The sequence below is a fragment of the Microbacterium canaveralium genome, assembly GCF_047238045.1.
Classification (GTDB): domain Bacteria; phylum Actinomycetota; class Actinomycetes; order Actinomycetales; family Microbacteriaceae; genus Microbacterium.
The window spans coordinates 1,455,940-1,482,397 of record NZ_JBDFMA010000003.1 but is presented as its reverse complement, the minus strand read 5'-3'; the positions used below and the strand labels follow the sequence as shown (position 1 = coordinate 1,482,397).

30 protein-coding genes are annotated in these 26,458 nt (G+C 69.9%); 15 read left to right on the top strand and 15 right to left on the bottom strand.

Features of this window, described 5'->3' with window-relative positions; translation table 11 throughout:
• The first annotated feature begins 31 nt into the window (after window positions 1–31).
• The gene (locus ABC271_RS08025) at window positions 32–1,474 is read left to right on the top strand and encodes an HNH endonuclease signature motif containing protein (RefSeq protein ID WP_412924368.1); all 1,443 of its coding nucleotides are present in this window, start codon (window positions 32–34) and stop codon (window positions 1,472–1,474) included.
• A 25-nt stretch (window positions 1,475–1,499) separates the two neighbouring features.
• On the opposite strand, the gene ABC271_RS08020 is transcribed toward ABC271_RS08025, so the two are convergent.
• Entirely contained in the window at window positions 1,500–1,931 is a 432-nt protein-coding gene (locus tag ABC271_RS08020) for an SRPBCC family protein (RefSeq protein ID WP_412924367.1), read from the bottom strand.
• A gap of 76 nt (window positions 1,932–2,007) precedes the next feature.
• Here ABC271_RS08020 and ABC271_RS08015 point away from each other — a divergent pair, with 76 nt between their 5' ends.
• Window positions 2,008–2,550 carry a GNAT family N-acetyltransferase gene (locus ABC271_RS08015; protein ID WP_412924366.1) on the top strand — a complete coding sequence of 181 codons (543 nt, stop codon included), beginning with the start codon at window positions 2,008–2,010 and terminating at the stop codon, window positions 2,548–2,550.
• Window positions 2,551–2,638: 88 nt separating this feature from the next.
• On the opposite strand, the gene ABC271_RS08010 is transcribed toward ABC271_RS08015, so the two are convergent.
• The 3 genes from ABC271_RS08010 to glgA form a co-directional block, all read right to left on the bottom strand.
• Window positions 2,639–2,890 carry a type B 50S ribosomal protein L31 gene (locus ABC271_RS08010; RefSeq protein ID WP_412924365.1) on the bottom strand — a complete coding sequence of 84 codons (252 nt, stop codon included), beginning with the start codon at window positions 2,888–2,890 and terminating at the stop codon, window positions 2,639–2,641.
• A gap of 124 nt (window positions 2,891–3,014) precedes the next feature.
• Window positions 3,015–3,800, bottom strand: a complete 786-nt coding sequence (locus ABC271_RS08005; RefSeq protein WP_412924364.1) for an ABC transporter ATP-binding protein — start codon at window positions 3,798–3,800, stop codon at window positions 3,015–3,017.
• A 62-nt stretch (window positions 3,801–3,862) separates the two neighbouring features.
• The gene (gene glgA / locus ABC271_RS08000) at window positions 3,863–5,053 is read right to left on the bottom strand and encodes a glycogen synthase (RefSeq protein WP_412924363.1); all 1,191 of its coding nucleotides are present in this window, start codon (window positions 5,051–5,053) and stop codon (window positions 3,863–3,865) included.
• Between the two features lie 76 nt (window positions 5,054–5,129).
• Here glgA and glgC point away from each other — a divergent pair, with 76 nt between their 5' ends.
• A complete protein-coding gene (glgC, locus tag ABC271_RS07995) occupies window positions 5,130–6,374 on the top strand; it encodes a glucose-1-phosphate adenylyltransferase (protein WP_412924362.1) in 1,245 nt (414 codons plus the stop codon).
• Window positions 6,375–6,454: 80 nt separating this feature from the next.
• On the opposite strand, the gene ABC271_RS07990 is transcribed toward glgC, so the two are convergent.
• On the bottom strand, window positions 6,455–7,222 hold the full coding sequence (locus ABC271_RS07990) for an SDR family NAD(P)-dependent oxidoreductase (protein ID WP_412924361.1): 768 nt from the start codon (window positions 7,220–7,222) through the stop codon (window positions 6,455–6,457).
• The gene (locus ABC271_RS07985; RefSeq protein ID WP_412924360.1) at window positions 7,222–7,695 is read right to left on the bottom strand and encodes an S-ribosylhomocysteine lyase; all 474 of its coding nucleotides are present in this window, start codon (window positions 7,693–7,695) and stop codon (window positions 7,222–7,224) included. The genes ABC271_RS07990 and ABC271_RS07985 overlap by 1 nt, the downstream gene beginning before the upstream one ends.
• Before the next feature lie 101 nt (window positions 7,696–7,796).
• Between ABC271_RS07985 and serB the strand changes: the two genes are divergently transcribed.
• A complete protein-coding gene (gene serB / locus ABC271_RS07980; protein ID WP_412924359.1) occupies window positions 7,797–8,438 on the top strand; it encodes a phosphoserine phosphatase SerB in 642 nt (213 codons plus the stop codon).
• 50 nt (window positions 8,439–8,488) lie between these two features.
• Window positions 8,489–9,160, top strand: a complete 672-nt coding sequence (locus ABC271_RS07975) for an alpha/beta fold hydrolase (RefSeq protein WP_412924358.1) — start codon at window positions 8,489–8,491, stop codon at window positions 9,158–9,160.
• Between the two features lie 59 nt (window positions 9,161–9,219).
• Here ABC271_RS07975 and fabG read toward each other — a convergent pair whose 3' ends face one another.
• Window positions 9,220–9,930 (bottom strand): 3-oxoacyl-ACP reductase FabG, encoded by a 711-nt coding sequence (gene fabG / locus ABC271_RS07970; protein ID WP_412924357.1) that lies wholly within the window; start codon window positions 9,928–9,930, stop codon window positions 9,220–9,222.
• Between the two features lie 134 nt (window positions 9,931–10,064).
• Here fabG and ABC271_RS07965 point away from each other — a divergent pair, with 134 nt between their 5' ends.
• The 4 genes from ABC271_RS07965 (at window position 10,065) to ABC271_RS07950 (ending at window position 12,342) form a co-directional block, all read left to right on the top strand.
• Window positions 10,065–10,694: a DUF4190 domain-containing protein gene (locus ABC271_RS07965; protein WP_412924356.1), complete on the top strand. Its 630-nt coding sequence runs from the start codon at window positions 10,065–10,067 to the stop codon at window positions 10,692–10,694.
• A 42-nt stretch (window positions 10,695–10,736) separates the two neighbouring features.
• Window positions 10,737–11,105 (top strand): DUF3099 domain-containing protein, encoded by a 369-nt coding sequence (locus ABC271_RS07960; RefSeq protein WP_412924355.1) that lies wholly within the window; start codon window positions 10,737–10,739, stop codon window positions 11,103–11,105.
• Window positions 11,102–11,308, top strand: coding sequence for a hypothetical protein (locus tag ABC271_RS07955; RefSeq protein WP_412924354.1), 207 nt, complete (start codon window positions 11,102–11,104; stop codon window positions 11,306–11,308). Before ABC271_RS07960 ends, ABC271_RS07955 begins: the two co-directional genes overlap by 4 nt.
• A 137-nt stretch (window positions 11,309–11,445) precedes the next feature.
• Entirely contained in the window at window positions 11,446–12,342 is an 897-nt protein-coding gene (locus tag ABC271_RS07950) for an SURF1 family cytochrome oxidase biogenesis protein (RefSeq protein WP_412924353.1), read from the top strand.
• 96 nt (window positions 12,343–12,438) lie between these two features.
• Here ABC271_RS07950 and ABC271_RS07945 read toward each other — a convergent pair whose 3' ends face one another.
• Window positions 12,439–14,037, bottom strand: a complete 1,599-nt coding sequence (locus ABC271_RS07945) for an ABC-F family ATP-binding cassette domain-containing protein (RefSeq protein WP_412926120.1) — start codon at window positions 14,035–14,037, stop codon at window positions 12,439–12,441.
• A gap of 187 nt (window positions 14,038–14,224) precedes the next feature.
• Between ABC271_RS07945 and ABC271_RS07940 the strand changes: the two genes are divergently transcribed.
• The 4 genes from ABC271_RS07940 to ABC271_RS07925 are packed head-to-tail and all read left to right on the top strand — an operon-like array spanning window position 14,225 to window position 18,198.
• Window positions 14,225–15,259 (top strand): iron-siderophore ABC transporter substrate-binding protein, encoded by a 1,035-nt coding sequence (locus tag ABC271_RS07940; RefSeq protein WP_412924352.1) that lies wholly within the window; start codon window positions 14,225–14,227, stop codon window positions 15,257–15,259.
• A gap of 25 nt (window positions 15,260–15,284) precedes the next feature.
• Entirely contained in the window at window positions 15,285–16,331 is a 1,047-nt protein-coding gene (locus ABC271_RS07935) for a FecCD family ABC transporter permease (RefSeq protein WP_412924351.1), read from the top strand.
• A complete protein-coding gene (locus tag ABC271_RS07930) occupies window positions 16,328–17,377 on the top strand; it encodes a FecCD family ABC transporter permease (RefSeq protein ID WP_412924350.1) in 1,050 nt (349 codons plus the stop codon). The genes ABC271_RS07935 and ABC271_RS07930 overlap by 4 nt, the downstream gene beginning before the upstream one ends.
• Window positions 17,374–18,198 carry an ABC transporter ATP-binding protein gene (locus ABC271_RS07925; protein WP_412924349.1) on the top strand — a complete coding sequence of 275 codons (825 nt, stop codon included), beginning with the start codon at window positions 17,374–17,376 and terminating at the stop codon, window positions 18,196–18,198. Before ABC271_RS07930 ends, ABC271_RS07925 begins: the two co-directional genes overlap by 4 nt.
• Before the next feature lie 29 nt (window positions 18,199–18,227).
• Here the strand turns inward: ABC271_RS07925 and ABC271_RS07920 are convergent, their stop codons facing one another.
• The 7 genes from ABC271_RS07920 to sufB form a co-directional block, all read right to left on the bottom strand.
• Entirely contained in the window at window positions 18,228–19,157 is a 930-nt protein-coding gene (locus ABC271_RS07920) for a siderophore-interacting protein (RefSeq protein ID WP_412924348.1), read from the bottom strand.
• Between the two features lie 67 nt (window positions 19,158–19,224).
• Window positions 19,225–20,382: a MalY/PatB family protein gene (locus ABC271_RS07915; RefSeq protein ID WP_412924347.1), complete on the bottom strand. Its 1,158-nt coding sequence runs from the start codon at window positions 20,380–20,382 to the stop codon at window positions 19,225–19,227.
• A 104-nt stretch (window positions 20,383–20,486) separates the two neighbouring features.
• Window positions 20,487–20,816, bottom strand: coding sequence for a metal-sulfur cluster assembly factor (locus ABC271_RS07910; RefSeq protein WP_175988239.1), 330 nt, complete (start codon window positions 20,814–20,816; stop codon window positions 20,487–20,489).
• Window positions 20,817–20,825: 9 nt separating this feature from the next.
• Complete coding sequence (gene sufC, locus ABC271_RS07905) at window positions 20,826–21,596, bottom strand: Fe-S cluster assembly ATPase SufC (RefSeq protein WP_412924346.1); 771 nt, start codon at window positions 21,594–21,596, stop codon at window positions 20,826–20,828.
• Window positions 21,597–21,642: 46 nt separating this feature from the next.
• Window positions 21,643–21,972, bottom strand: coding sequence for a non-heme iron oxygenase ferredoxin subunit (locus ABC271_RS07900; protein WP_412924345.1), 330 nt, complete (start codon window positions 21,970–21,972; stop codon window positions 21,643–21,645).
• The gene (sufD, locus tag ABC271_RS07895; protein WP_412924344.1) at window positions 21,969–23,162 is read right to left on the bottom strand and encodes a Fe-S cluster assembly protein SufD; all 1,194 of its coding nucleotides are present in this window, start codon (window positions 23,160–23,162) and stop codon (window positions 21,969–21,971) included. The genes ABC271_RS07900 and sufD overlap by 4 nt, the downstream gene beginning before the upstream one ends.
• Window positions 23,162–24,580, bottom strand: a complete 1,419-nt coding sequence (gene sufB, locus ABC271_RS07890) for a Fe-S cluster assembly protein SufB (protein ID WP_412924343.1) — start codon at window positions 24,578–24,580, stop codon at window positions 23,162–23,164. Before sufB ends, sufD begins: the two co-directional genes overlap by 1 nt.
• 254 nt (window positions 24,581–24,834) lie before the next feature.
• Here sufB and ABC271_RS07885 point away from each other — a divergent pair, with 254 nt between their 5' ends.
• Window positions 24,835–25,803 (top strand): COX15/CtaA family protein, encoded by a 969-nt coding sequence (locus ABC271_RS07885; protein ID WP_412924342.1) that lies wholly within the window; start codon window positions 24,835–24,837, stop codon window positions 25,801–25,803.
• 112 nt (window positions 25,804–25,915) lie between these two features.
• Entirely contained in the window at window positions 25,916–26,407 is a 492-nt protein-coding gene (locus ABC271_RS07880) for a dinucleotide-utilizing enzyme (protein ID WP_412924341.1), read from the top strand.
• The last annotated feature ends 51 nt before the right edge of the window (window positions 26,408–26,458 follow it).

The window sequence follows — 26,458 nt, the reverse complement described above, 5'->3', positions numbered from 1 at the left end:
CGATGTCGGAGGCCCTCGGTAGCGTTCGATCATGGAGTTACCCGCACCCGCACACGATCGGTCGCCCGCGGCCGACGCGTGGGCGGGGGTGCCTCGGCCGGGCGACGACATCCTGCAAGCCGACGCGGACTCCGCGTGGGCGATCGCCCTCGGTCTGGTCAACGAAGACGACGACGACGACGGCGCTTTCTCCACATCCCGGGCGCTGCTCATCGACCGTCTCGAAGAGTCGGCGACCGCCCGGCACCGCGCGACGGCTGCGGAGTACGACCTGATCCGACGCGTGCTGCAGGACGCCCTCGATGACCCCGATCCTTGGGTCGGCCCCGACCCCACGCTGGACGGCCTCTGGTGCGACCCTCGCGGGCGCTCCGTCGCCGCCGTCCGACGCGACCGGCTCGACATGGCCGAACGCGCCGCGGTGGCCGAGATCGCGGTCCGTCTGCGACTCGCGGAGCAGACGGTACGCACCCGCGCGGCCCACGCTGCGATCCTTGGCGAACGCTGCCCGAGGGTCTGGGGAGCGTTCGCCGAGGGGCTCGTGTCGGAACGTCACGCGATCGAGACCGCGCGGCTCTCCGTGAGCCTCCCCGCAGACCCCGCATCGTGGGCGGCGTTTGACACGGGCGCGCGCGACCGGGCGCTCCGGCTCTCCCCTGCCCGCTTCGCAACGTCGGCGCGAGCTCTGCGCGAGCGCGTGCACGCCGAATCCCTCCAGACTCGCCACGAGCGCGCCCGCGAAGACCGGGGCGTCTGGATGACTGCCGAGCTCGATGGCATGGCAACGCTCACCGCGTTCCTCCCCGTTGATCGCGCCGCCGCCGCAATGACCCACCTCGACCGGGCCGCGCGCCACCTCGCCACCGCCGAGAGCGAGGACCGCACGCTCGCGCAGCTCCGCGCCGACGCCTTCGCCGATCTCCTCACCGGAGCGGGGGCTGGGGTCGATGCCGCGGCAACCCCCGCCGACCCCGCCCGTGCACGCCGCAGCGGACCCGTCTCTCGTCCCGGTGTCGTCGTCACGATCCCGGCTCTCACTCTGCTCGGCGCGGACGACACCCCGCCGACCCTCGACGGCTACGGGCCGATCGACCTCGACACGGCACGGCGGCTCGCCGGAGAGGCGACGTCGTGGGTCCGCGTGCTCACCCACCCCGTCACCGGGGCTCCCCTCGCTCTCGACCGCACGACGTACCGGGTGCCCACGGCCCTGCGACGGTGGCTCGGCATCACGTCGCCGACCTGCGCGTTCCCCGGATGCGGCCGGCCGACACGAGACTGCGACCTCGACCATCTCCGCGCGTGGAGCGAGGGCGGTGCCACCGACGACGACAACCTCGATCCCGAATGCCGCCACCATCACCGCCTCCGCCACGAGACCCGCTGGGCCGCCGGTCGCGACCCCGACACCGGCGCCCTCGTCTGGACCAGCCCACTCGGCGCCCACATCGACGCCGATCCGCCACCGTTTTAGATCGCCGCGGGAAGGGCTGGAGCGGTCACCGACCGCGGTCGTCGTTCACGGCCCGCTCGCTCGCGCGCTTCCACCGCTCCAGGTGGTACATCCACCCGTCTTCGTGCTCCGCGGGCAACGTTGGCGAGCTCGTCGCGCGGACGAACCCGGATTCGACGAGCGTGACCGACGTGGCCCCCGACCGCCGGGCGAGGCGGATGTCCACGTCGAGAGGCAGACTCCACCGCGGCTCGATCCACCGGAATGCGAGACCGTGCGGTGGCAGGCAGCGGGTAACCGTGCCGGTCGCGCTCATCCGGTGCCCATCCTCCGTCCAGGTTTCGCTGAGCGAGGCTCCGACGGCTGCGGTGAACCGCATCTCGGGCCACCACGAGTCCCGTTCTACGGTCAAGACTCGCCAGGCAACCTCCACGGGTGCATCGATGTCGGCGCGAACGGTCACCGAGTCAGAATGCATCCACCCACGCTATCGAGCACGCGGACCTCGGGAGGTCTGCGAGGTCTCGCGATCGCGCAACGCTACGCTCCCCCGTATGGATCCCGCCCGCGACTCCGACGCCCCCGAGCCGGCACCCGACTCCGCGCCGAACGACGGCGCCGATGTTCACCCGGTGCGCCGCGCCCGTCTCTCCGACGCCGAGGCGATCGCCCGCGTGCACGCGGCATCCTGGCGCGAAACGTACGGCAAGTTCGTCGAGGACCCCGACACCAGCCCGTGGTTCCGCGTCGACCGCCGGATCGCCATGTGGCAGGCCACTCTGCGGGAGGACTCCCACACCACGGCCGTGGCGGAAGGCGAGGGGGGCATCGTCGGATTCGCCTCGACGACACCGACGGCGGAACCGGATGCCGTCCGTCCCGAGGAACTCACGATGATCTACGTGCTCCGCAGCGCCCACGGCTCGGGTGCCGGGCAGGCGCTGCTCGACGCCGTGCTCGCCGACCGCCCGGCCTCGCTCTGGGTCGCCGCCGACAATCCGCGCGCGCACGCCTTCTACCTGCGGAACGGCTTCCGCCCGGACGGCGCCGAGTCCTCGTTCGGCCCGATCCCGCGCACGGTGCGCCTGGTCCGGTGAGAATCAGTCGCGCGGCGACGACACCCACGAGAAATGACGGAAGCCCCCGTCACGAAGGACGAGGGCTTCCGGCGAGAACCGCCGCGACTCAGCGCGCGCCGAAGTTCTTGAAGCGCTGGTTGAACTTCTCGACGCGACCGGCCGAGTCCATGATGCGCTGCTTACCCGTGTAGAAGGGGTGCGAGGCCGACGAGATTTCCACGTCGATGACGGGGTACTCGACACCGTCGAGCTCGATCGTCTTGTCGCTCGTCACCGTCGAACGGGTGAGGAACGTCTCGCCCGAGCCGAGGTCGCGGAACACGACGGCGCGGTAGTCCGGGTGGAGGTCAGTCTTCATGGGAGGTCCTTTGAGAAGTGGTGCCCTGGATTCTGCCAGGACGGTCAAAGTCTGCGGCGCCGGAGGCACCAAAGGACGAGTCTACCAGGCCCGAGGCCCGATCACGACGTCGGCCGTGCGACCCTCAGGACGATGCGCGCGCCGCGTAGCGGCCGGCATCCTGGGTCAGCGTGATCTGCACCCCGAAGGTCGCGGACAGGTTCTCGGCCGTGAGCGCCTCGGACAGGGGCCCGGATGCCACGACCTCGCCGTCCCGCAGCAGCAGGACGTGCGTGAACCCGACGGGAATCTCCTCGACGTGATGCGTGACCATGATCATCGCGGGCGTGGTCGGGGCCTGCGCGTACCCGGAGAGCAGCGCCAGCAGCTCTTCGCGCGCGCCGAGGTCGAGGCTCGCGGTCGGCTCGTCGAGGAGAAGGAGCTCGGGGTCGGTCATCACGGCGCGCGCGATCTGCACGCGCTTCTGCTCGCCGTCGGACAGCGTCCCGAAAGTGCGGTCGGCGAGGTGGTCGAGACGCCACTCCGCGAGGACGCGCAGCGCGCGACGCTCGTCGATGTCGTCGTACTCCTCGCGCCAGCGACCCGTCACCGAGTAGGCGGCCGTCAGCACGACGTCGAGCACCGTCTCCTCGGGCGGCACGCGACGCGCCATCGCCGACGAGGCGAAACCGATGCGCGGACGTAGTTCGAACACGTCGGTGCGGCCGAGACGCTCGCCGAGGATCGTGACCGCACCCGACGTGGGGTGCAGGAGCGTGTCGGCGAGCTGCAGCACCGTGGTCTTGCCGGCGCCGTTCGGACCGAGGACGACCCAGCGTTCATCGTCCGAAACCGACCAGTCGAGGTGGGAGACGATATCCCGGGCGTTCCGGCGGACGACGACGTCGGAGAACTCCAGAACCTGCGGCATGCGTCCAGCCTAACGGCCGGAGACGCCGATGCCCGGCACCAGCGCACCCCTCGGCGCGAGGTTTACCGACCCGCGACCTCGGCGTACAGCGCCGCTGTCGTCTGGGCGATCGCGGCCCAGCTGAAGTCCTCGATCGCGCGGCGACGCCCGGCCTCGCCGTACTCCGCCGCTCGCGTGGCATCCGTCACCACTTCGGTGAGCACCCGGGCGAGGTCGTCGACGAAGCGCTCGGGATCGACGGGCGTGCCGGTGCCGTCCTGCACCTGCTCGATGGGCACGAGACGTCCGGTGACGCCGTCGACGACGACCTCGGGGATGCCGCCCGTCGCGGTACCGACGACGGCCGCGCCGCACGCCATGGCCTCGAGGTTGACGATGCCGAGCGGCTCGTACACCGAGGGGCACACGAACGTCGTCGCGGAGGTCAGGATCGCGCACAGCTCGTGGCGCGGCAGCAGTCGGTCGATCCACACCACGCCCTCACGCGTGGCCTGGAGTCCGCGGACCAGCTCCTCGACCTCGGCGAGGATCTGCGGGGTGTCGGGCGCGCCGGCGCAGAGCACCAGCTGCACGTCGGGGGGCAGCTGCTCGGCCGCGCGGAGCAGGTACGGCAGCCCCTTCTGACGCGTGATGCGCCCGACGAACACCACCGAGGGCCGCGAGGGATCGATGCCGACCGAGGCGAGGAATGCGTCGTCCGTCACCGGATGCCACGCCTCGGTGTCGATGCCGTTGTAGATGACCCGCACCTTGTCGGGGTCGAGCGTCGGGTAACTGCGCAGGATGTCGGCGCGCATCCCCTCGCTCACCGCGACGACGGCCGCGGCCCCCTCGTAGGCAGTCTTCTCGATGTAGCTGGACACGGCGTAGCCGCCCCCGAGCTGCTCGGCCTTCCAGGGGCGCAGCGGCTCGAGGCTGTGTGCGGTCACCACGTGAGGGATGCCGTGCAGCAACGAGGCGAGGTGTCCGGCGAAGTTCGCGTACCAGGTGTGAGAGTGCACGACATCGGCGCCGGCGACGTCGGACACGATCTCGAGATCGGTGCCCAGCGTCTGGATCGCCCCGTTGGCGGATGCCAGTTCGCTCGGCACGGCGTACGACGTCGTGTCGGCCTCGTCGCGCGGCGCCCCGAAGGCCCGCACCTGCACTTCGGTGCCCTCCGCGCGGAGCGCACGGACCAGCTCGGTCGCGTGGACACCCGCTCCCCCGTAGATCTCCGGCGGGTACTCCTTGGTGACGACATCGACGCGCATGAGACGAACCGTAGCGCAGCGCAACCCCCGCCGCGTGCCGGTTCCCGCGATCGCACTCGACCCCTAGTGTTGTGCCATGCCTGCAGCGCCGAAGGTCTTCGGAATCATCCTCGCCGGCGGCGAGGGCAAACGACTCATGCCCTTGACGGCCGACCGCGCCAAACCCGCCGTGCCGTTCGGGGGTCAGTACCGCCTGATCGACTTCGCGATCTCGAATCTCATCAATTCGGGACTGCGTCAGCTCGTCGTGCTGACCCAGTACAAGTCGCACAGCCTCGATCGCCACATCTCGCAGACGTGGCGCATGTCGCCGATGCTCGGCTCGTACGTGGCATCCGTCCCCGCACAGCAGCGACTGGGCAAGCGGTGGTTCTCCGGATCGGCCGACGCGATCCTGCAGTCGATGAACCTCATCCGCGACGAGAAGCCCGACATCGTCGTCGTGATCGGCGCCGATCACGTCTACCGCATGGACTTCGCGCAGATGCTCGACGCGCACATCGCCTCGGACGCGCGGGCCACCGTCGCCGGCATCCGTCAGCCGATCTCGCTGGCGAACCAGTTCGGCGTCATCGACACCGACCCCAGCGGTCCCACGATGATCCGCGCGTTCCTCGAGAAGCCGCAGAACCCCACCGGGCTCGCCGACGCTCCGCACGAGGTGCTCGCGTCGATGGGCAACTACATCTTCGACGCGGACGCGCTCGTCGAGGCCGTCGCGCACGACGGTGAACTGCCGACCTCCGCCCACGACATGGGCGGCGACATCGTGCCGTACTTCGTCAATCGCGGAGAGGCTGCGGTCTACGACTTCCAGCGCAACGACGTGCCCGGGTCGACCCCGCGCGACCGGTCGTACTGGCGGGACGTGGGCACGATCGAGTCGTTCTACGACGCGCACATGGACCTGATCTCGACCCTCCCCATCTTCAACCTCTACAACACCGACTGGCCGATCTTCTCGCAGACCTTCAACGCTCCCCCGGCGAAGTTCGTCCGCGACTCGGTCGGGCGCATCGGCAACGCGATCGACTCGATCGTCTCGCTCGGATCGGTGCTCTCGGGCACGCACCTCGAGCGCAGCGTCGTGGGTCCGTGGGCGCTCGCCGGCGGCGGCTCGACGATCACCGACTCGGTCCTGTTCGACGGCGTGCAGGTCGGTGCGGGTGCCCGCATCCACCGCGCGATCCTCGACAAGAACGTGACCCTCGCTCCCGGAGCGACGATTGGCGTCGACCGTGAACGCGACCTCGCGCGGGGCTTCACCGTCACCGAGACGGGTATCACCGTGGTCGGGAAGGACGTCCGCGTCGACGCCTGAGCCCGGATGCCGGCCAGACCCGGATGCCGAAAGGGGCGGTGACCAGTGCGGTCACCGCCCCTTCTGGCATCCGTAGGCCGTCAGTGCATCGTCATGCCACCGGTGACGTTGATGCCCTGCCCGGTCATGTACGACGAGAGGTCGCTCGCGAGGAAGAGCGCCGCCCCCGCGACGTCCTGCGGCGTTCCCGTGCGACCGAGCGGAACCTGGGAGCGGTCCTCCGCCTCGATGTCCGCCACCGTCAGGCCGCGAAGTTCGGCTCCCTCGCGACGCTCCCGCTGCTTCATGCGCGTCTCGATGATGCCGGGGCAGATGGCGTTGACGCGGATCTGCTCCCGCGCGAGCTCGGTCGCGAGAGTCTTGGTGAGCCCGAGCACGGCGTGCTTCGACGCGACGTACGCGGACATGCCGCGATACCCGTTCTTCGCCGCCTGCGACGCGATGAGGACGATGCTGCCCGGACGCTCGGCGCGACGAAGACCCCGCGCGACGTGCTTCGCGACGAGAAACGATCCCTTCGCGTTGACGTCGAGGTTCAGATCCCACTCGGCCTCGGTCGTGTCGACCCCGAAAGCCATCGTCGACGTGCCCGCCGCGTGGACGAGCACCTCGATCGGTCCGAGCTCGCCCTCGACCTCGGCCACGACGCGTTCGACGGCGGCTTCATCGGTCACGTCGAGCGCGACACGGGCGCCTTCGGCCGTTCGCTGAAGGGCACCGGAGGGGTAGGCGGTGTCCGCGCGGACGACGACCGCCCCCTCCTCAGCGAACGCGGCGGCGACGCCGTCGCCGATGCCGTTCGCTCCTCCGGTGACGAGGATCACTCGGCCGCGGAGCTCGGCGAACATCAGACCCCGACGCGGGCGAAAGCGTCGCGGCTGATGCCCTGGGACAGCACGAGCTTCGACCACTCGCGCGCCGTGTGAAGGCTGTGGTCGCGGTAGTTGCCGCAGCTGAACGCGTCGACTCCCGGCACGTCCTCCCACTCGACGTCCTCGGCGATCGCGCGCAGCGAGTCGGTGACGGCCGTGACGACGTCCCCCAGGTCTGGCTCGCCCCACATGATCAGGTGGAAGCCGGTGCGGCAGCCGAACGGCGAGATGTCGATGACGCCGCCGATGCGGTCGCGCAGGAGGCTCGCGAGCAGGTGCTCGATCGTGTGGATGCCGGCGGTGGGGATCTCGCCCTCGTTGGGCTGCACCAGGCGCACGTCGAAGTTCGAGATGACATCGCCGTGCGGACCCGATTCGGTGCCGATGAGGCGGATGTAGGGGGCGAGAACGGCGGTGTGATCGAGCGTAAAGCTTTCGACGTCGGCCATGGTGTGGTCCTTTCGGCTGCGGGCACGGACTTTTTGAGCTTACGCGCGCCGCTGCCGCCCCTGCCGAGTGCGTCGCCACGTGACGCGCTAGGGTCGAGGCCGTGCCCGAGCCCGTCCGTTTCCTCGTCGTCCTGGATGCCGATTCCACCCTCATCCGCAACGAGGTGATCGAATTGCTCGCCGACGAAGCGGGCCGCGGCGCCGAGGTGGCCGCCGCGACCGAGGCGGCGATGCGCGGCGAGGTGGACTTCGCCACGAGCCTGCGGACGCGGGTCGCGGCGCTCGCCGGAGTGCCGGTCGAGGCGTTCGCCCGCGCCATCGCGCGCATCGAACCGACTCCCGGAGTCCGCGAGCTCATCGACACGGTCCACGCGCGCGGCGGCCTCGTCGGCGTGGTCTCTGGCGGGTTCCACGAAGTGCTCGATACCGTCGCGCCCGACCTCGGCGTCGACGTGTGGCGCGCCAATCGGCTCGCCGTCGCCGACGGGGCGCTCACGGGCGAGGTCGACGGACCGATCGTGGATGCCACGGCAAAGGCCGACACCCTGCGCGAGTGGGCGTCCGACCAGGGCGTGCCGATGGCCCTGACGTTCGCGATCGGCGACGGCGCCAACGACCTGCGCATGATGGAGGCAGCCGGACTCGGCCTCGCCTTCAACGCCAAGCCCGCGGTCCGCGCGAACGCCGACCTCGTGATCGGTCGCGTCGACCTGGCCGAGGTCGTTCCGCTGCTGCCGCGCTAGCATCCGCTCCGCCCTCCCGCGATGTCGGAAGCCGCGCGTAGGGTCTCGCCATGGACGTGATTCTGGTTCCGGGCCTGTGGCTCGATGCATCGTCGTGGGATGCCGTGACACCGGCGCTCACCGAGGCGGGGCACACCGTGCACCCGCTCACCCTCCCGGCTGACCCCGATGCCCGCATCGGCGATTGGGTCGAGGCGGTCGTCGCCGAGATCGATGGCGCGGCGGATCCGGTCGTGCTCGTCGGTCACTCCGGCGGCGGCAACGTCGTCTGGGGAGCCGCCGATGCCCGACCCGACCGCGTCCGTCGCGTCGTGTTCGTGGACACGATGCCACCGCCCCCCGGGGCGATGATCTCGGAGTTCCCCATCCGCGACGGTGTGGTGCCGTTCCCGGGGTGGGACTTCTTCGATGAGCCCGACATCGCCGATCTCGACGACGAGACGCGACAGCGTGTCGCCGAGCGCGCCGTCGACGTGCCGGGCGCCGTCCCCACCGACCCGCTGCCGCTGTCGGACGACCGTCGCTACGACGTTCCCGTCACCGTGCTCTCCGGGCAGCTGGATGCCACGACCCTCGCGCACGCGCTGGCGGAGTGGGGTGCGTGGGCCGACGAGTTCTCCGCAATCCGCGACACGGAGGTCATCACGCTCGGCTCGGGGCACTGGCCGCAGTTCTCACAACCCGAGACGTTCGCGGCGAACCTGCGGGGCGCGGTGCGCTGAGCCCGGGATCTCCTCGACCGGCGCAGACGCCGCGCCGGCGCTACGGGAGGCAGGTTCTTTCAGTGGCCCATGCCGAGGCCACCGTCGACCGGGATGACAGCCCCCGAGATGTAGGCGGCGTCGTCGCCGGCGAGCCAGGTGACGACTCCCGCGACTTCGTCGGCCGAGGCGAAGCGGCCCGCGGGGATGTTCTTCTTGTACTCCGCCTGGGTGTCCGCGGGGAGTTCCGCGGTCATGTCGGTCTCGATGAAACCGGGCGCCACGACGTTCGCGGTGATCCCCCGTCCGCCGAGCTCGCGCGTGAGCGATCGGGCGAAGCCGACGAGAGCGCTCTTGGACGCCGAGTAGTTGATCTGGCCCGCCGACCCGTACAGACCGACGACGCTCGAGATGAGGATGACGCGGCCCCACCGTGCCTTCAACATCCCCTTCGAGGCGCGCTTGACCACGCGGAACGCCCCGCCGAGGTTCGTGGAGACGACGCTGTCGAAGTCGTCCTCGCTCATGCGCAGCAGCAGGGTGTCCTTGGTGATGCCCGCGTTGGCCACCACGACACCGATCGGGCCGAGCTCGGCCTCGATCTGGCTGAAGGCGGCATCCACTGCCGCGGCATCCGTGACGTCCGCGCGAACCGTGAGCGCGCCCTCCGGACCTTCGCCCGAACGGGCGGTGACCGCGACCCGCCACCCCTCGGCGACGAAACGCTCGGCGATGGCGCGACCGATGCCCCGATTGCCTCCGGTAACGACGACGATGCGGTCCTGCGACATATGAGACTCCTGCGGTGCGAGGGACGGAACCGGCCCAGCCTAGCCAGGAGCCCGCGTCCCTCGGGGGTGTCGGCGTTTGACACGGCCGATGCCCGCTGGAAGCCTGGGGGCGAGCACGACGAAAGGGACTCCTTGTGAGCGACAACCAGACTCCCGCATCGCCCGACGGGCACGACACGCCGACGACGCCCGGCGCACCCGACGGCTCGCACGCTGCCCCTCCGGTCCCGCCCGTCCCGCCCGTCCCGGACGCGCCGGCGTATGCCCCGCCCGCCTACAGCGCACCCGCGGGTCCTGGTTCCGACGCTCCCGCCGCTGCGCCGGCTGCTCCCGCGTACGACGCGCCGCCGGTGCCCCGCTATGACGCGCCCCCCGCGCCGCCGTACGGCGCTCCCGCCTACGGCCAGAACCCCGCCGCGCCGACATACGGCGCGGCTCCGTACGGCGCCGAACAATACGGTGCCGCGCAGTACGCGGCATCCGCCTACTCGACCGTGCGCACCAACGTGCTCTCGATCATCTCGCTCGTCGCGTCCATCGCGGGATTCCTCTGGATCCTGCCGGTCATCGGACCGATCGCGGCGGTGGTCACGGGACACATCTCGCTCGGGCAGATCAAGCGAACCGGCGAGAAGGGACGCGGAATGGCGCTCGCCGGCACCATCGTGGGCTGGGTCGGCATCGGCGCCATCGTGCTGTTCGTGATCGGACTGCTCGTGAGCATCGGAATCGCGGCGAGCCAGTCATCTCGATACGGCGCCTAAACGGATCCCGCCCGGGCGGGACGGGCGTACCCTGGGTTCACCGTGAAGACATCGTCTCGTGCCCAATCAGCGACGTCGCTCCCGCAGGCTCCGCGGGACGACGCCGGATCCCGTTTCACCAAGTACATGGTGATGATGGGGATCCGCATCGCGTGCTTCGTGGCGATGGCGGTCGTGACCCCCTACGGGTGGTACACGTTCGTCTTCGCGGCCGGGGCCATCTTCCTCCCGTATCTGGCCGTGATCGTCGCGAACGTCGGGCAGGATGCCGAGGTGCCCGACGCCGTGAACCCCGAGCGCATGATCGAGACGGCCGCGTCCGCTCCCCCCGCCCCCGCCGCTGAGGCTCCGACCGTCATCCGTATCGCCGAGACCCCCCGTCTCGAGCAGCCGCGCGACGAGCGGTCGTGACCGGCGACACCGTCCACTGCTCCCGAGCCGGCTGCCGCGCGCAGGCGGAGTGGGCGATCCACTGGCGCAATCCCCGCATCCACACCGCGGAGCGACGCAAGACCTGGGTCGCGTGCCCAGAGCACGTGGGTTACCTGCGGGAGTTCCTGAGGGCACGCGATTTCCCCGTCGAGGTCGCCGCCCTGGCCAGCGGACGCGCATGAGCACGGGGCTGCTCCGACCGACGTACCCTGGATGACGTGGCCGGGTCTGTCGAAGTGAGCGCGCGCGGCGCACGGCAGTCCGTTCGTGCGCGTTCGACGGCCGTGCACCCCGGGAGCGCTCGCAGCGGAGACGGGTCATGAGCGCGCGAGAGATGCCCACGGCCGCGCGTTGGACCATGTACGTCGGTATCGCGATCGTCTTCGCGATCGCCTGCGGGTTCCTGTCGAACTGGCAGTTCTCCCGCAACGCCGAGCGCAGCGAACAGCTGCAGCTCGTCACCGACAACTACGACGCCGCGCCCGTCCCCCTCGCCGAGCTGCTCGCTCCGGGCGCGCGAATGAACCCGGCCGACGAGTGGCGTCCCGTACGCATGCAGGGTCAGTACCTCTCGGACGAGCAGCTGCTCGTCCGCAACCGTGCGCACGGAGGGTCGGCCGCCTTCGAGCAGCTCGTCCCGTTCCGTCTCGACGACGGGCGGACGTTCCTCGTCGATCGCGGCTGGCTCCCGCCCGGGAATCGTCAAGCGGATCCGGACGAGATCCCGGCGCCCCCGTCGGGCACGGTCACCGTCGAGGTGCGACTGCGGCCCGAGGAAGCCGCACCGACCTCGGGGCGCACCGCCGAGCCCGGGCAGGTACCGACGATCAACCTCGGTCTCGTCGCCGAGCAGACGGGGCCGATCGAGCAGGGCGCCTACGGGCTGCTCATGTCGGAGTCCCCGGCGCCGGCCACCGCACCCTCTCCCGTCGACCCGCCGAGCAACGACCCCGGCCCCTACCTGTCGTACGCGGTGCAGTGGATCCTGTTCGCCGTGATGGGCTTCGGCTTCATCACGTATGTGATCGTCAGCGAACGGAAGCTCCGTCGCGAGGAGGAGGCGGAGGAGGACGAGGACGACCTCGTGCCGACGCCGGAACCCGAGAAGGCCTCGACGGAGCGTCGCCGGGTCGACCCCGTCGCTCTCCACCGCTCCCGCAAGCGTCCGAAGGATCGCGACGCGGACGACGAAGACGCCCTGCTCGACGCGCGCTGACCGTGCCGGGGCACCCCCGTCGGCGCGCGGTGACCGTGGCGCGCTGACCGTGCCGGGACGCCGCGGCAGCGGCATCCGATCCGGTGAGCGGAGGAGCTACGCCAGCGTCACGAGGTCCGCGTAGTCGCGGCCCCAGATGTCTTCGACGCCATCCGGCAGAATCAACACGCGCTCGGGGTTCAGCGCCTCGACAGCCCCTTCGTCGTGCGACACGAGCACGACCGCGCCCTCGTAGTGGGCGAGGGCGCCGAGGATCTCTTCGCGGGAGGCGGGGTCGAGGTTGTTCGTCGGCTCATCCAGCAGCAGCATGTTGGCCGACGACACCACGAGCGTCGCGAGCGACAGACGCGTCTTCTCGCCACCGGAGAGCACCCCGGCGGGCTTGAGCACGTCGTCGCCGACGAAGAGGAACGATCCGAGGACCTTGCGCGCTTCGGTGGCCGTGATGTCGGGGGCGGCCGACATCATGTTGTCGAGAACCGACCGGTTGACGTCGAGGTTCTCGTGCTCCTGGGCGTAGTAGCCGATCTTCAGTCCGTGTCCGGGCTCGAGCTGCCCGGTATCCGGCTTGTCGACACCGGCGAGGATGCGCAGGAGCGTCGTCTTGCCCGCACCGTTCAGACCCAGGATGACGACGCGCGAGCCGCGGTCGATCGCGAGGTCGACGTCGGTGAAGATCTCGAGCGAGCCGTACGACTTCGAGAGACCGGATGCCATGAGCGGGGTCTTGCCGCACGGCGCCGGCTTGGGGAACCGGAGCTTCGCGACGCGCTCGTCCTGACGCACGTCATCCAGACCCGACAGCATCTTCTCGGCGCGCGCGACCATCTGGTGCGCGGCCGCGGCCTTGGAGGCCTTCGCCCCGAACCGGGCGGCCTGCTGCTGCAGCGCCGTGGCCTTCTTCTCGACGTTGGCGCGCTCCTTCTTGCGGCGCTCCTCGTCGGCCACGCGCTGGCGCAGGTAGTTCTTCCAGTTCATGTTGTAGACGTCGATGACCTGGCGGTTCGCATCGAGGTAGAACACGCGGTTCACCGTTTCGCCCACGAGCTCGACATCGTGCGAGATGACGATGAGTCCGCCCTTGTACCCCTTGAGGAACTCGCGCAGCCACACGACGCTGTCGGCGTCGAGGTGGTTGGTGGGCTCGTCGAGGATCATCGTCTGGGCGTCCGAGAACAGGATGCGAGCCAGCTCGATGCGACGGCGCTGACCGCCCGAGAGCGTCTTGAGTGGTTGGTCGAGGATCCGGTCGGGGAGAGAGAGGTTGTGGGCGATGGATGCCGCCTCGGCCTCCGCCGCATATCCGCCCTGGGCCTCGAATTGCTCGGTGAGGTTGCCGTACTTCTTCATCGCCTTCGCGGCGACGGCGGGGTCGTCGCTGGCCATCGCAAGCGACGCCTCCTGCATCCCGAGGGCGAGCGTGCCGAGGCCGCGGGCGTCGAGGATGCGCGTACGCGCGAGCATCTCGGGATCACCGGAGCGCGGATCCTGCGGCAGGTAGCCCAGCTCGCCGATGCGGTCGACGCCACCCGCCGAGGGCAGCAGATCGCCGGCGAGGACCTTCGTCAACGTGGTCTTGCCCGCGCCGTTGCGGCCGACGAGTCCGATCTTGTCGCCGTCCGAGACGCGGAACGACACCTCCGACATCAGCACGCGCGCGCCGACGCGGATCTCGAGATCGTGCACGGCGAGCACAGCAGACGTCCGTTCGTTGAAGGAGAGGGAGGGGCGGCCGAGGTGGCCAGCCACCCAGTATACGTCGCCGGGCGATTACCTCGCCGTCGAGAGGTTCCGGCCCAGGTGATGGCATCCCGGTTTGCGGTCGCCGACGGGGCGTGATCTAAACTAAGCCTATCCTTACCTAACCCGCAGGAGGTCCTCTGTGTCCCGATACCGCGCGCTGGCTGCTCTCGCCGCCGCCACGGCCCTCGTCCTCACCGGCTGCGCCGGCACCTCCGCCGCTCCCGGCGCCTCGGAGGCCTCCACGACGGCGGACGGGGCATTCCCCCTCACGATCGGGAACGTCTTCGGTGAGACCACGATCGACGCCAAGCCCGAGCGCGTCGTCACGGTGGACTGGGGCAACCAGGACGTCGCGCTGGCACTCGGCATCGTCCCGGTCGCCATGCCGAAGGTGACCTACGGCGACGAAGACGGCGACGGCCTCCTGCCCTGGACCAAGGACAAGCTCGCCGAGCTCGGGGCCGAGACCCCCACGCTCATGGACGAGACGAACGGCTACGACTACGAGGCGATCGCCGACGCGCAGCCCGATGTCATCCTCGCCGCCTACTCGGGCATGACCCAGGAGCAGTACGACACCCTGAGCAAGATCGCGCCGGTCGTGACCTACCAGAGCGTCGCCTGGGGCACCACCTGGCAGGACATGACCGTGCTCGACGGCACGGCCCTCGGACTGAAGGACGAGGCGGAGAAGCTCGTGTCCGACAAGGAGCAGCACATCGCTGACGAAGCGGCGAAGTACCCCGCCCTCGCGGGCAAGAAGTCGCTCCTGACCTACTTCGACCCGACGAACCTGTCGACCCTCGGTTTCTACAACACGCTCGACCCCCGCATGGGATACCTGGAGGAGCTCGGGCTCGCCCCGTCGTCGTACGTCGCCTCGCAGTCGGCGGCTTCCGAGACCTTCTGGTTCACGCCCAGCACCGAGCAGATCGAGAACTTCACCGACGTCGAGATGATGGTCGCGTACGGCGCCGACGGCATGATCAGCGCCATGCAGGCCGACCCGCTCCTGTCGAAGATCCCCGCGGTGGCCAAGGGCGCGATCGCCGTCATCGAGAGCGGCTCGACGCTCTCGTCCGCCATCACCCCGACGCCGCTGAACATCGGCACGAGCTACGGCGACGAGTACATCGGTCTCGTCGGAGCAGCAGCCGAGAAGGCCTCGTCCTGATGCAGATCGCCCACCCGTCGGCGCGATGACCGTTCTCGCTCCGACCTCGACCGCCCCCGGTGACGCCCGCCCGCGTCGCTGGGGGCGGCGACGGGTCGTGGGGGTGGCGGCCCTCGTTCTCGTGCTCATCGCCGCCGCCGTGCTGTCCGTCACCTTCGGCGCACGCGATGTATCCCCCGCGGACGTGTGGAACGGACTCACCGGCTCCACCGACACGGCCTCCGCGGCCGCGGTGGCCAAGCGGGTACCGCGGACGGTGCTGGCCATCCTCGTCGGCGCGGCGCTCGCCGTCTCCGGCGCCGTGCTGCAGGGGGCGACGCGCAACCCGCTCGCCGATCCGCAGATCCTCGGCATCAACGGCGGCGCCGGGCTCGCGATCGTCGTCGGCATCGCCTTCCTCGGTCTCAGCTCGGCCACGTCGTACATCTGGGTCGGCATGATCGGAGCCGGGGCGGCCGCGGTCCTGGTCTACGCCGTCGGCTGGCTCGGTCGCGGCGGCGCGACGCCGCTGCGGCTCGCGCTCGCCGGCGCCGTCACCGCGGTCGCCTTCAGCTCCCTCACGAGCGCGATCCTGCTGCCGCGCGTCAACGTCATGAACGAGTTCCGGTTCTGGCAGATCGGCGGCGTGGGCGGTGCAACCCCCGAGACGATCCTCCAGGTGGCGCCCTTCCTCCTCGTCGGGCTCGTGATCTGTCTCGCGAGCGCCTCCGCGCTCAACACCCTGGCTCTCGGCGACGAACTCGCCACGGGCCTGGGGGCCCGAGTGCGTACCGCCCGCCTCGCGTCATCGGCCGGCGCCGTGATCCTCTGCGGCGCCGCGACCGCGGTCGCCGGTCCCATCGGCTTCGTGGGCCTCATCGTCCCGCACATGATCCGGCTCGTCGTCGGGGTGGACCACCGGTGGCTCCTGCCCGTCTCCGCTCTCGGTGGGGCCGTTCTCCTCACGCTCGCCGACGTCATCGGCCGCGTCGTGGCCCGCCCCGAGGAAATCGAGGTCGGCATCGTCACGGCCCTCGTGGGTGCCCCCTTCTTCATCGCGCTCGTACGCCAACAGAGGATGCGGGCACTGTGAGCGCGATCACGACCTCGCCCGTCCTGGCATCCGTCACCGCCGGTCGGCACCGCCGCCGCCGGCGCTGGGTGACCGTCACCGCTGTCCTGGCGGTCCTCGTCGTCGTCGCGTTCGCCCTGTCGCTGATGTTGGGCCAGACGAACTACTCCCCCGCCGAGGTCTGGGGCGTCCTCACCGGCCAACGCGTCCCGGGTGCGTCGTTCACGGTGGGCGAACTGCGCCTCCCCCGCGCCACCACGGCACTGTTCACCGGCCTGTGCTTCGGCATGGGCGGCGTGGTCTTCCAGACGATGCTGCGCAACGCGCTCGCGAGCCCCGACGTCATCGGGATCAACACCGGAGCCAGCGCCGCCGCCGTCATCGGCATCGTCGTGCTGGGCCTGGGCGAGACCGCGGTGTCGTTCCTCGCGATGGCCGCCGCCCTCGCCGCCGCGCTCGCGATCTACCTCCTCGCCTACCGCGAGGGCGGATCGGGCGCGCGGCTGATCCTCGTCGGCATCGGGGTCGCCGCGATGTGCCAGGCCGTCGTGTCGTACGTGATCGCGCGGGCCGCCGAGTACGACCTCCCCGCCGCGATGCGCTGGATCACCGGCAATCTCAACGATGCGACGTGGGACCGCGCCCTGCCCGTCGTGTGCGCGGTCGTGGTGCTCGGCCCGGTGCTCCTCGTTCTCGCCCGCCGCCTGGAGATCCTACGGATGGGCGACGACACCGCGGCCGCCCTCGGCCTGCCCGTCGAACGCAGCCGCCTTCTGCTCATCGTCGCGGCTGTGGGCCTCCTCGCGTTCGGAACCGCCGCGGCGGGTCCCATCGCGTTCGTGTCGTTCCTGGCCGGCCCCATCGCCGTGCGGATCCTGGGCCCGGTCGGCTCCCCCGTCCTGCCCGCGGGACTCGTCGGAGCCCTTCTCGTCCTCGTCGCCGACTTCTGCGCGCAGTACGCGTTCGGCACGCGGCTTCCCGTCGGCGTCATCACCGGCGTGCTCGGTGCGCCCTATCTCATCTACCTGCTCGTCCGCAGCAGTCGATCCGGAGGAACCACGCTATGACCATCGAGCGCACTCTCAGCGCCGAAGGAGTCACCCTCGGCTACGGCGACCGCGTCATCGTGGAGACACTCGATCTGCAGCTCCCCCCGGGACGCGTGACGACGATCGTCGGCGCGAACGCGTGCGGCAAGTCCACGCTGCTGAAGTCCATGGCGCGTCTCCTCGCACCGACGACCGGTCAGGTGCTCCTGGACGGCAAGGCCATCCACCGGATGCCGACGAAGCAGGTCGCGCGTGTCCTGGGCCTGCTCCCCCAGTCGCCCGTCGCCCCCGACGGCATCGCCGTGTCCGACCTCGTCAGCCGGGGGCGGCATCCGCACCAGGGAGCACTCGCCCGGTGGACGCGGGCCGACGACGACGCCGTCGCACGCGCCCTGGAGGCCACCGACACCGCGCATCTCGCCGACCGCCACGTCGACGAGCTCAGCGGCGGCCAGCGCCAGCGCGTGTGGATTGCGATGGCGCTCGCGCAGGAGACGGACGTCCTCCTCCTCGACGAGCCCACGACGTTCCTCGACATCAGCCACCAGATCGACGTGCTCGACCTGCTGACCGACCTCAATCGCCAGCGCGGCACGACCGTCGCGATGGTGCTGCACGACCTGAACCTGGCCGCCCGGTACGCCGACCACCTCGTCGCGATGGCCGGCGGCCGCGTCATCGCCGCGGGCGACCCGGGCGAGGTCTTGACCGAAGACATCGTGCGCGAGGTTTTCGGCCTCGACAGCCGAGTCGTCCCCGATCCGCTGACCGGGCGCCCCATGGTCATCCCGATCGGGCGCCACCACACGGTGGTGGAGCCGGAGCAGGCCGGGGGCTGACACCCCGCCGCTCGGGCGAGCGGGACGCCTCAGGCCGTCCGCTCGACCTGGCCGGTGCGCCAGTAGCCCATGAAGGCCACCCGCTTGCGGTCGACCCCGCAGCCCTGGACGAGCAGACGCCGCAGGGTCTTGACGGTCTGCGACTCCCCGGCGATCCACGCGTAGAACTCACCCTCGGTGTCGTCGGGGCTGTCCCACAGCAGTTCCACGTCGACGTCGATGTCGTCCAGTTCCTGCGGCCGCGGAGCCGCGGCCCGCGCGAGCACGTCCCCGGACGCCGCGGTCCACTCTTCGACGGCCTCGATCAGGACCTCACCGTGCGGGAGGTCTCCGCGGGACAGCCAGCGTACGCGCGCGTCGCCGGCGGCGACGGGGAGGGCGTCGCCCTCCGTCGGCACTTCGATGAAGGCATCCACGATGAAGCCCTCTCCGAGGCCCTCCAGGATCGCGCAGATCGCCGGCGCAGCGGTCTCGTCGCCGGCCAACAGCAGACGCTGCGCGGTCCCCGGGTGGAAGTCGATGCCCTGCGCGGACTCCGGGCTGCGCGCGTCCGGACCGACCACGATGATCCGATCGCCGATGGCGGCCATCTCGGCCCACGCGCCCGCGGGACCGGCGTCATGGTGCAGGACGAAGTCGATGTCGAGCTCGCGCGCCGCGGGATCGATCCGGCGCACGGTGTAGGTGCGGAACGGCATCCGCTCGTCGTCGGGGAGGTCACGCCAGCGCGTGTACCACTCCCCGTTGTCGATCGCGACGGGATCCGTCTGGCCGATGTCGCACAGCGTGCCATCCGACCCCGGCAGGACGATCTTCACGCGCTGGTCGCGGCGATCAGTGCCGAAGATCTCGAAATCGGGCGACGTGAACGTGATCCGCGCGAAGTGCGGCGACAGCCGGCGGGCCTCCTTCACCACGGCGACGTACGGGCGGTAGGCGGGACGCGTGGCTGTCTTCACCCGATAAGGATATCCTTACCTATCCTTGGATGCCACGTCGCGCCGCCCGGAAAAGGTCACCGCCGAACTACCCGACGAGGGCACCGATGCGCTGGACGGCCTCGCGTAGCACGTCGGGATCGCAGCCCACGTTGATGCGCACGTGCCCCACACCCTCGGCGCCGAACAGGGGTCCGTGATGCAGCGCGACCTTCGCCTCGCGACGGATGTACGGCGCGGGGTTGTCGCCCCACCCGTACGCGGAGACATCGACCCACGCGAGGAACCCCGCCTCAGGCAGCCGGTACCGCGCGAGCGGGAGGTGCTCGACCAGCAGATCGGCGAGCAGGCGGCGATTGTCGTCGAGGGCGACCAGCAGCTGCTCGAGCCACGCGTCGCTCTCCGGGGCGAAGGCCGCGCGATTGGCGATGATGCCGAAGAGACCCGCACGCCACTCGACCTCCCACGGCAATGCGCGCACGACCGCGGCGGTCTCGTCGGATCCCGTGACGATCACCGCACACTTCAGCCCGGCGAGGTTGTAGGTCTTGCTCGCGCTCGTCACCACGTAGCCGACTTCAGCCGCCTCGGCAGCGGCATCCAGGAACGGGGTGAACACCGACGGCGCGTGGGTGAGCGGAGCGTGGATCTCGTCGCTGACGACCGACGCGCCGTAGTGCGCGGCCAGGCGGGCCAGCTCTGCGAGCGACTCGCGCGTGTGCACGGTGCCCGTCGGGTTGTGGGGGTTGCAGAGCAGGACGGCTTTCGCTCCGGATGCCAGTGCCTCGGCGATCCCCTCGAGGTCGAGCTCCCACCGCTCCCCCGTGTCGACGAGCGGAACCCGCTCGACGACCGCGCCCGCCTCCTCGACCGTGTCGTAGAAGGGCGGGTAGACCGGCGGCGTCACGACGACGCGGTCCCCGGGCGAGGTCACCGCGCGCAGCACCTCGACGACGCCCATCATGACGTCCCCGGTCCAGCGGATGCGACCCGAGTCGGGACGCCACCCCCAACGGCGATCGGCGAAGTCGGCGAAGTCGCGGTCGATCCCCGGTCGCGGCGGCGTGTACCCGGTGTCGCCGATCTCGACGGCACGGGCGAGCGCCGCGGTGATGGCCGGCGCAAGCGGGAAATCCGTCTCGGCGACGAACATCGGAATGACGTCGTCCCCGTACGATCGCCATTTCGTGCTCGATCGCTGACGCAGCAGCTCGAGCGGCAGGGCCTTCAAAGGGGGGACACTCACGCTGTCGACCCTAACCAGCACGCCTCGGATGCCACATGCCCGCCGTCAGACGGGGAAACAGAATGGCCCGTCTCGCCGAAGCGGGACGGGCCATTCGCACGGGTTCAGATCGCGAAGCCGAGGGCGCGCATCATGTCGCGGCCGTCGTCGGTGATCCGCTCGGGGCCCCACGGCGGCATCCACACCCAGTTGATGCGGAAACGATCCACGACGCTGTCGAGGGCCTGCGCGGTCTGCTCCTCGAGCACGTCGGTCAGGGGGCACCCCGCCGAGGTGAGGGTCATGTGGATGACGAGCGCGTCGTTCTCGTCATCCCACGCGAGGTCGTAGATCAGACCGAGGTCGACGACGTTGATCCCCAGTTCGGGGTCCATGACGTCTTTGAGGGCCTCGGTGACCTCGTCGTACTTCTCGGGAGCGAGTGTTGCGGTCATGTAACGATCCTACGCGTCCACCGGGGCACCGGCGTCGAGGAAACGGTCGTAACCCTCTTCCTCGAGTCGGTCGGCGAGCTCGGGGCCGCCCTCCTCGACGATCCGGCCCTTGACGACGACGTGCACGTAGTCGGGGCGGATGTAGCGGAGGATGCGGGTGTAGTGCGTGATCAGCAGGACGCCGAGGTCGGTGTTCTCCTTGGCGCGGTTCACGCCCTCGGACACGATCTTCAGCGCGTCGACGTCGAGACCCGAGTCGGTCTCGTCGAGCACCGCGATCTTCGGCTTGAGCAGCTCGAGCTGGAGGATCTCGTGGCGCTTCTTCTCGCCGCCCGAGAAGCCCTCGTTGACATTGCGCTGGGCGAACTTGGCATCCATCCGCAGGTTCTCCATGGCGCCCTTGACGTCCTTGGTCCACGTGCGGATCGCCGGCGCCTCGCCGTCGATGGCCGTCTTCGCGGTGCGCAGGAAGTTCGTCACGGTGACGCCGGGGATCTCGACGGGGTACTGCATCGCGAGGAAGAGGCCCGCGCGCGCACGCTCGTCGACGCTCATCTCGAGCACGTCCTCACCGTCGAGCGTGATCGAGCCGCTCGTGACGGTGTACTTCGGGTGACCGGCGATGGTGTAGGCCAGGGTCGACTTGCCGGAGCCGTTGGGGCCCATGATGGCGTGGGTCTCGCCGGTGCGCAGCGTCAGCGTCACACCGTTGAGGATCGGGGTCGTGCCGGCATCCGTCTCGACCGTCACGTGGAGGTCGCGGATCTCGAGGACAGACATGATGTTCCTTACTCGGTAGTTCGGGGAGTCGTGGGGGACGCGACCGTCAGGCCGTCGCCTTGGTGACGGCGGGATCGATGAGCACGTCGTCACCGTCGATCACGACCTCGTACACGGGAACCGGCTCGTAGGCCGGGAGATTGAGGGGGCGCCCGGTCTTCAGCGAGAACGCGGAGCCGTGTGCCCAGCACTCGAGCGTCTCGCCCTCGACGAAGCCGTCGGACAGCGAGATGTCGCCGTGCGTGCAGACGTCGCCGATGGCGTGGACCTCGCCATTGCCGTCGAGCACCACGGCGATCGCGACGCCGTCGACCTCGACCCGGCGGGCCTCGTCCTGGACGAGCTCACTGAGCCCGCACACGCGCGACGCGCTCACGCCGCCGCCCCTTCGGCCAACTCTCGCTCGATCGCCTCGATGAGCTCGGTCTCGAGCTCCGGGATGCCGATGCGCTGGACGATCTCGGTGAGGAACCCGAGCACGACCAGACGGCGGGCCTCGTCCTCCGCGATGCCGCGGGCCTGCAGGTAGAACAGCTGCTCGTCGTCGAAGCGACCCGTCGCGCTGGCGTGACCCGCGCCCTGGATGTCGCCGGTCTCGATCTCGAGGTTCGGGATCGAGTCGGCGCGCGCGCCGTCGGTGAGCACGAGGTTGCGGTTGGCCTCGTAGGAGTCGGTGCCCGTGGCGTCGTGTCCGATGAGCACGTCGCCGATCCACACGCTCCGGGCGTTCTCGCCCTGGAGCGCACCCTTGTAGAGCACGTCGCCGACGGTGTGCGGACCCTTGTGGTGCAGGTACACCTGCGACTCGAGGTGCTGACCGGCATCCGCGAACGACAGGCCGTAGAGGCGTCCCTCGCTGCCCGCGCCCGAGAGTTCGACCGACGGGTTCACGCGGACGACGCCACCACCGAAGCTCACCACGACGTGCGTGAGCTTGGCGTCGCGGTCGACGCGCGCCTGGTGGGAGGACGCGTGGAGCGCGTCGTCGTCCCACTTCTGCACCGACACGACCGTGAGGTCGGCGCCGTCGCGCACGAGGATCTCGACGTTCTGCGCGTGGTGCGCGCTGCCCTCGTGACGAAGCACGACGGTGCCGCGCGAGTTCGGCTGCGCCTCGATGACGACATGGGCGTGCGCGAGGCCGCCCGTGCCGGTCAGCCGCACGACGATGGGCTCGTCGAGCTCGACGTTCGCCGGGATGCGAAGCAGCGGCGCCTCGGGCTCGTGTGTCCACGCGAGAGCGGCGGTGAGGTCCTCGGGGCGGAAGCGCTCGCCCCGCGGGGCGTCGCCCACGCGCAGTCGCTGTTGCACCACCTCGGCCGGGGCGCTGACCTCCACGCGCATGACGCCCTCGACGCCCGCCTCGTCGACGAACAGCGGAGCCAGGCGGCCAACGGGGGTCAGCTTCCAGTTGACCTCGCGGCCGCTGGGAACGCCGAAGTCGCCGGGGTCGAACGAGGTCGGGCGCTCCGACCGGGTCTGGACGGGAACCACGGATGCCACCAGGGCGGCAGGGTCGATGTGACCCTCCGCGGCGCCGACGGGGGTCTGGGTCGCAGTCGTCATCAGCCGACGGATCCTTCCATGCCCATCTCGATGAGCTTGTTCAGTTCGAGGGCGTACTCCATGGGCAGCTCGCGCGCGATCGGCTCGATGAAGCCGCGCACGATCATCGCCATCGCCTCGTCCTCGGGAAGGCCGCGGGACTGTAGATAGAACAACTGCTCCTCGCTGACCTTCGAGACCGTGGCCTCGTGACCGAGCTGCACGTCGTCGACGCGGATGTCGATCGCGGGGTACGTGTCCGAGCGCGAGATCGTGTCGACGAGCAACGCGTCGCAGCGCACGGTGTTCGCGGAGTGGTGCGCATTGGCATCCACTCGGACCTCGCCGCGGTAACCGGCGCGACCTCCGCCGCGCGCGATCGACTTGGAGACGATCGACGACTGCGTGTACGGCGCCATGTGGATCATCTTCGCGCCGGCGTCCTGGTGCTGTCCGGGACCGGCGAAAGCGACCGAGAGGGTCTCGCCCTTGGCGTGCTCGCCCATGAGGTAGATGGACGGGTACTTCATCGTCACCTTGGAGCCGATGTTGCCGTCGACCCACTCCATGGTCGCGCCCTCGTGGGCGACGGCGCGCTTGGTGACGAGGTTGTAGACGTTGTTCGACCAGTTCTGGATCGTCGTGTAGCGCACGCGGGCGTTCTTCTTCACGATGATCTCGACGACGGCCGAGTGCAGCGAGTCGCTCTTGTAGATCGGGGCCGTGCAGCCCTCGATGTAGTGCACGTAGCTGTCTTCGTCGGCGATGATCAGGGTCCGCTCGAACTGACCCATGTTCTCGGTGTTGATGCGGAAGTACGCCTGCAGGGGGATCTCGACGTGCACGCCCTTCGGCACGTACACGAAGGAGCCGCCCGACCAGACGGCCGTGTTCAGCGCCGCGAACTTGTTGTCGCCGGCGGGGATGACGGTGCCGAAGTACTCCTCGAAGAACTCGGGGTGCTCGCGCAGAGCCGTGTCGGTGTCCATGAAGATGACACCCTGCTGCTCGAGGTCTTCGCGGATCTGGTGGTAGACAACCTCGGACTCGTACTGCGCAGCGACGCCGGCGACGAGACGCTGACGCTCGGCCTCGGGGATGCCGAGCTTCTCGTACGTGTTGCGGATCTCCTCGGGGAGGTCCTCCCACGACTGCGCCTGCTTCTCGGTCGAGCGCACGAAGTACTTGATGTTGTCGAAGTCGATCTCCGATAGGTCGGCGCCCCACGTGGGCATGGGCTTACGGCCGAAGAGCTGGTAGCCCTTCAGACGCGTCTTCAGCATCCACTCGGGCTCGGACTTCAGGGCGGAGATGCCGCGCACGACGTCTTCGTTGATGCCGCGCTGCGCGAGCGCGCCTGCGGCATCCGTGTCGTGCCAGCCGAACTCGTATTGCCCCAGGCTTTCGAGCTCTGGTCGGTCGATGAGTACATCGGACATGGTGGTCACTCTCCTTCTCGGGCCTCAACGGTGTCATCCGCCCCGACATTCCAGGAGGAACTCCGGTCGGAGTCACAGGAAGGTCGCTGGTAGGCCCGCTCGAAGGCGCTGGCTGCGCGCCTAGACTGTCAGGGGTGCGGGACGCGCGAGCGCTGCACCCGAAGACCCTTCGATTCTACAGGCAACACCCGCTCCCGGCACGGCGCTGACCCGCCGCCGCGGCTCGAGAGCCTCGCCGCCAGGAGGCTGCGCGCATGTCCACCGCTTCGTCCCCCCGCGTCCTCCGTCGCATCGTCGATGGGCTGCCGACCCAGGTCGACCGCCGAGTCCGCGTGTTCGCGTGGCTGTCGTTCGTGGCCGAAGTGCTCATCATCGGCACCGGCGGGGCGGTACGTCTGACCGGCTCGGGACTCGGGTGCCCCACGTGGCCGCGCTGCACCCCGGACTCGCTCGTGAACACGCCCGAGATGGGCATCCACGGCATCATCGAGTTCGGCAACCGGACGCTCACGGGGGTCGTCGGCATCCTGGCCCTTGTCGTCGTCGTGCTCATGTGGCGCATGCGGAGGCAGCGCCGCGGGATGTTCGTGCTGGCCCTCGTGGTGCTGGGCGGCATCGTCGCGCAGGCCGTCGTCGGCGGCATCACGGTGCTCACCGGTCTGAACCCGTTCATCGTCGGGTTCCACTACATCGCGTCCGTCGTCCTCGTCACCGTGTGCGCGGCGTTCCTGACACTCATGTACCTTCCGGCCGGTCCGCGCGAGCGTGCCGTCCCCGCGTGGTTCGCGGGTCTGGTCCATGCCACGACCGGCGTCCTCGCCCTCACCGTCGTCTTCGGCGTGCTCACCACCGGCGCCGGACCGCACTCGGGAGATGCCGCAGCGGTGCAGCGCAACGGATTCGACGCCGAGATCCTCGAGCACGTGCACGCCTGGCCCGGCTACGCCCTGTTCGCCCTCACCCTCGTGATCGTCGTCATCGCGTGGCGGCTGCGCCTCCCCGTGCGGCGTTGGGCGACCGCGCTGCTCGCGGTCGAACTCGTCCAGATCGCCGTGGGCCTCTACCAGGCGCGCAACGGCCTGCCCGAGCTCGCCGTCGGCATCCACATGGTGCTGGCAGCATTGGCCGCCGCGACCATGACGGTCGTCGTCCTCCGGCTGAAGGCACCCGTCGCCGCCACGCGCACCGACGCACGGGACGCGGTCGGCGCCGCGCAGCGCTGACCTTAGCGCGTTCATAGCCGATTCATCGAGCGCACAGAGCGGGCGCACCGGTGCGTGGGAGACTGTGGACCCTCCGGTGCCGACCGTGCCCGGAATCTAAGGAGTTCATTCCATGCAGACCCGCCCCCGCCTGGTGACCAGCATCCCGTTCTGGGCTCTTCTGGTCCTCTCCCTGGCCGCAGTGTTCGGCGGACTCGTCATCGTCTTCCGCCAGATCGACGCGATGCAAGCGGTGCTGAACGACCCGAACGCGACGGTCGTCACTGTCTACGTCGCGCAGTCCTGGGCGATCGTCGGAGCCGCCGTCCTCGGTGCCGGTGCTCTCGGCCTCGTCGCGACGCTCGCCGTGGCCACCGTGGTGTCCACGCGTCCGCGCCCCGACGTGTCGGTCGAGACGATCGACTGGACCGACGACGACGAGAGCGCCCCCTTCGCCGCCGCTCCCACCGTGGCCGCCGTTGCGACGACCGCTCCGGCCGCTCCCCTCGTGCTCGAGGACGCAGACGTCGAGACCCCGTCCGACGCCCCCGCTCCAGCAGAAGCAGCCGCGGCGGGCCACGACGCCCCGAAGCTGGACACGGGCGACGACACCCCTCGCGCCTGACCACCGCCACCACCCCGAAGACGCCCGCTCCCCGATTCGGGGGCGGGCGTC

Coding starts and splice junctions, on each gene's coding strand:
- ABC271_RS08025 (WP_412924368.1), top strand. CDS start 32: ATGGAGTTACCCGCACCCGCACACGATCGGTCGCCCGCGGCCGACGCG.
- ABC271_RS08020 (WP_412924367.1), bottom strand. CDS start 1,931: ATGCATTCTGACTCGGTGACCGTTCGCGCCGACATCGATGCACCCGTG.
- ABC271_RS08015 (WP_412924366.1), top strand. CDS start 2,008: ATGGATCCCGCCCGCGACTCCGACGCCCCCGAGCCGGCACCCGACTCC.
- ABC271_RS08010 (WP_412924365.1), bottom strand. CDS start 2,890: ATGAAGACTGACCTCCACCCGGACTACCGCGCCGTCGTGTTCCGCGAC.
- ABC271_RS08005 (WP_412924364.1), bottom strand. CDS start 3,800: ATGCCGCAGGTTCTGGAGTTCTCCGACGTCGTCGTCCGCCGGAACGCC.
- glgA (WP_412924363.1), bottom strand. CDS start 5,053: ATGCGCGTCGATGTCGTCACCAAGGAGTACCCGCCGGAGATCTACGGG.
- glgC (WP_412924362.1), top strand. CDS start 5,130: ATGCCTGCAGCGCCGAAGGTCTTCGGAATCATCCTCGCCGGCGGCGAG.
- ABC271_RS07990 (WP_412924361.1), bottom strand. CDS start 7,222: ATGTTCGCCGAGCTCCGCGGCCGAGTGATCCTCGTCACCGGAGGAGCG.
- ABC271_RS07985 (WP_412924360.1), bottom strand. CDS start 7,695: ATGGCCGACGTCGAAAGCTTTACGCTCGATCACACCGCCGTTCTCGCC.
- ABC271_RS07975 (WP_412924358.1), top strand. CDS start 8,489: ATGGACGTGATTCTGGTTCCGGGCCTGTGGCTCGATGCATCGTCGTGG.
- fabG (WP_412924357.1), bottom strand. CDS start 9,930: ATGTCGCAGGACCGCATCGTCGTCGTTACCGGAGGCAATCGGGGCATC.
- ABC271_RS07950 (WP_412924353.1), top strand. CDS start 11,446: ATGAGCGCGCGAGAGATGCCCACGGCCGCGCGTTGGACCATGTACGTC.
- ABC271_RS07935 (WP_412924351.1), top strand. CDS start 15,285: ATGACCGTTCTCGCTCCGACCTCGACCGCCCCCGGTGACGCCCGCCCG.
- ABC271_RS07925 (WP_412924349.1), top strand. CDS start 17,374: ATGACCATCGAGCGCACTCTCAGCGCCGAAGGAGTCACCCTCGGCTAC.
- ABC271_RS07910 (WP_175988239.1), bottom strand. CDS start 20,816: ATGACCGCAACACTCGCTCCCGAGAAGTACGACGAGGTCACCGAGGCC.
- sufC (WP_412924346.1), bottom strand. CDS start 21,596: ATGTCTGTCCTCGAGATCCGCGACCTCCACGTGACGGTCGAGACGGAT.
- sufD (WP_412924344.1), bottom strand. CDS start 23,162: ATGACGACTGCGACCCAGACCCCCGTCGGCGCCGCGGAGGGTCACATC.
- sufB (WP_412924343.1), bottom strand. CDS start 24,580: ATGTCCGATGTACTCATCGACCGACCAGAGCTCGAAAGCCTGGGGCAA.
- ABC271_RS07885 (WP_412924342.1), top strand. CDS start 24,835: ATGTCCACCGCTTCGTCCCCCCGCGTCCTCCGTCGCATCGTCGATGGG.
- ABC271_RS07880 (WP_412924341.1), top strand. CDS start 25,916: ATGCAGACCCGCCCCCGCCTGGTGACCAGCATCCCGTTCTGGGCTCTT.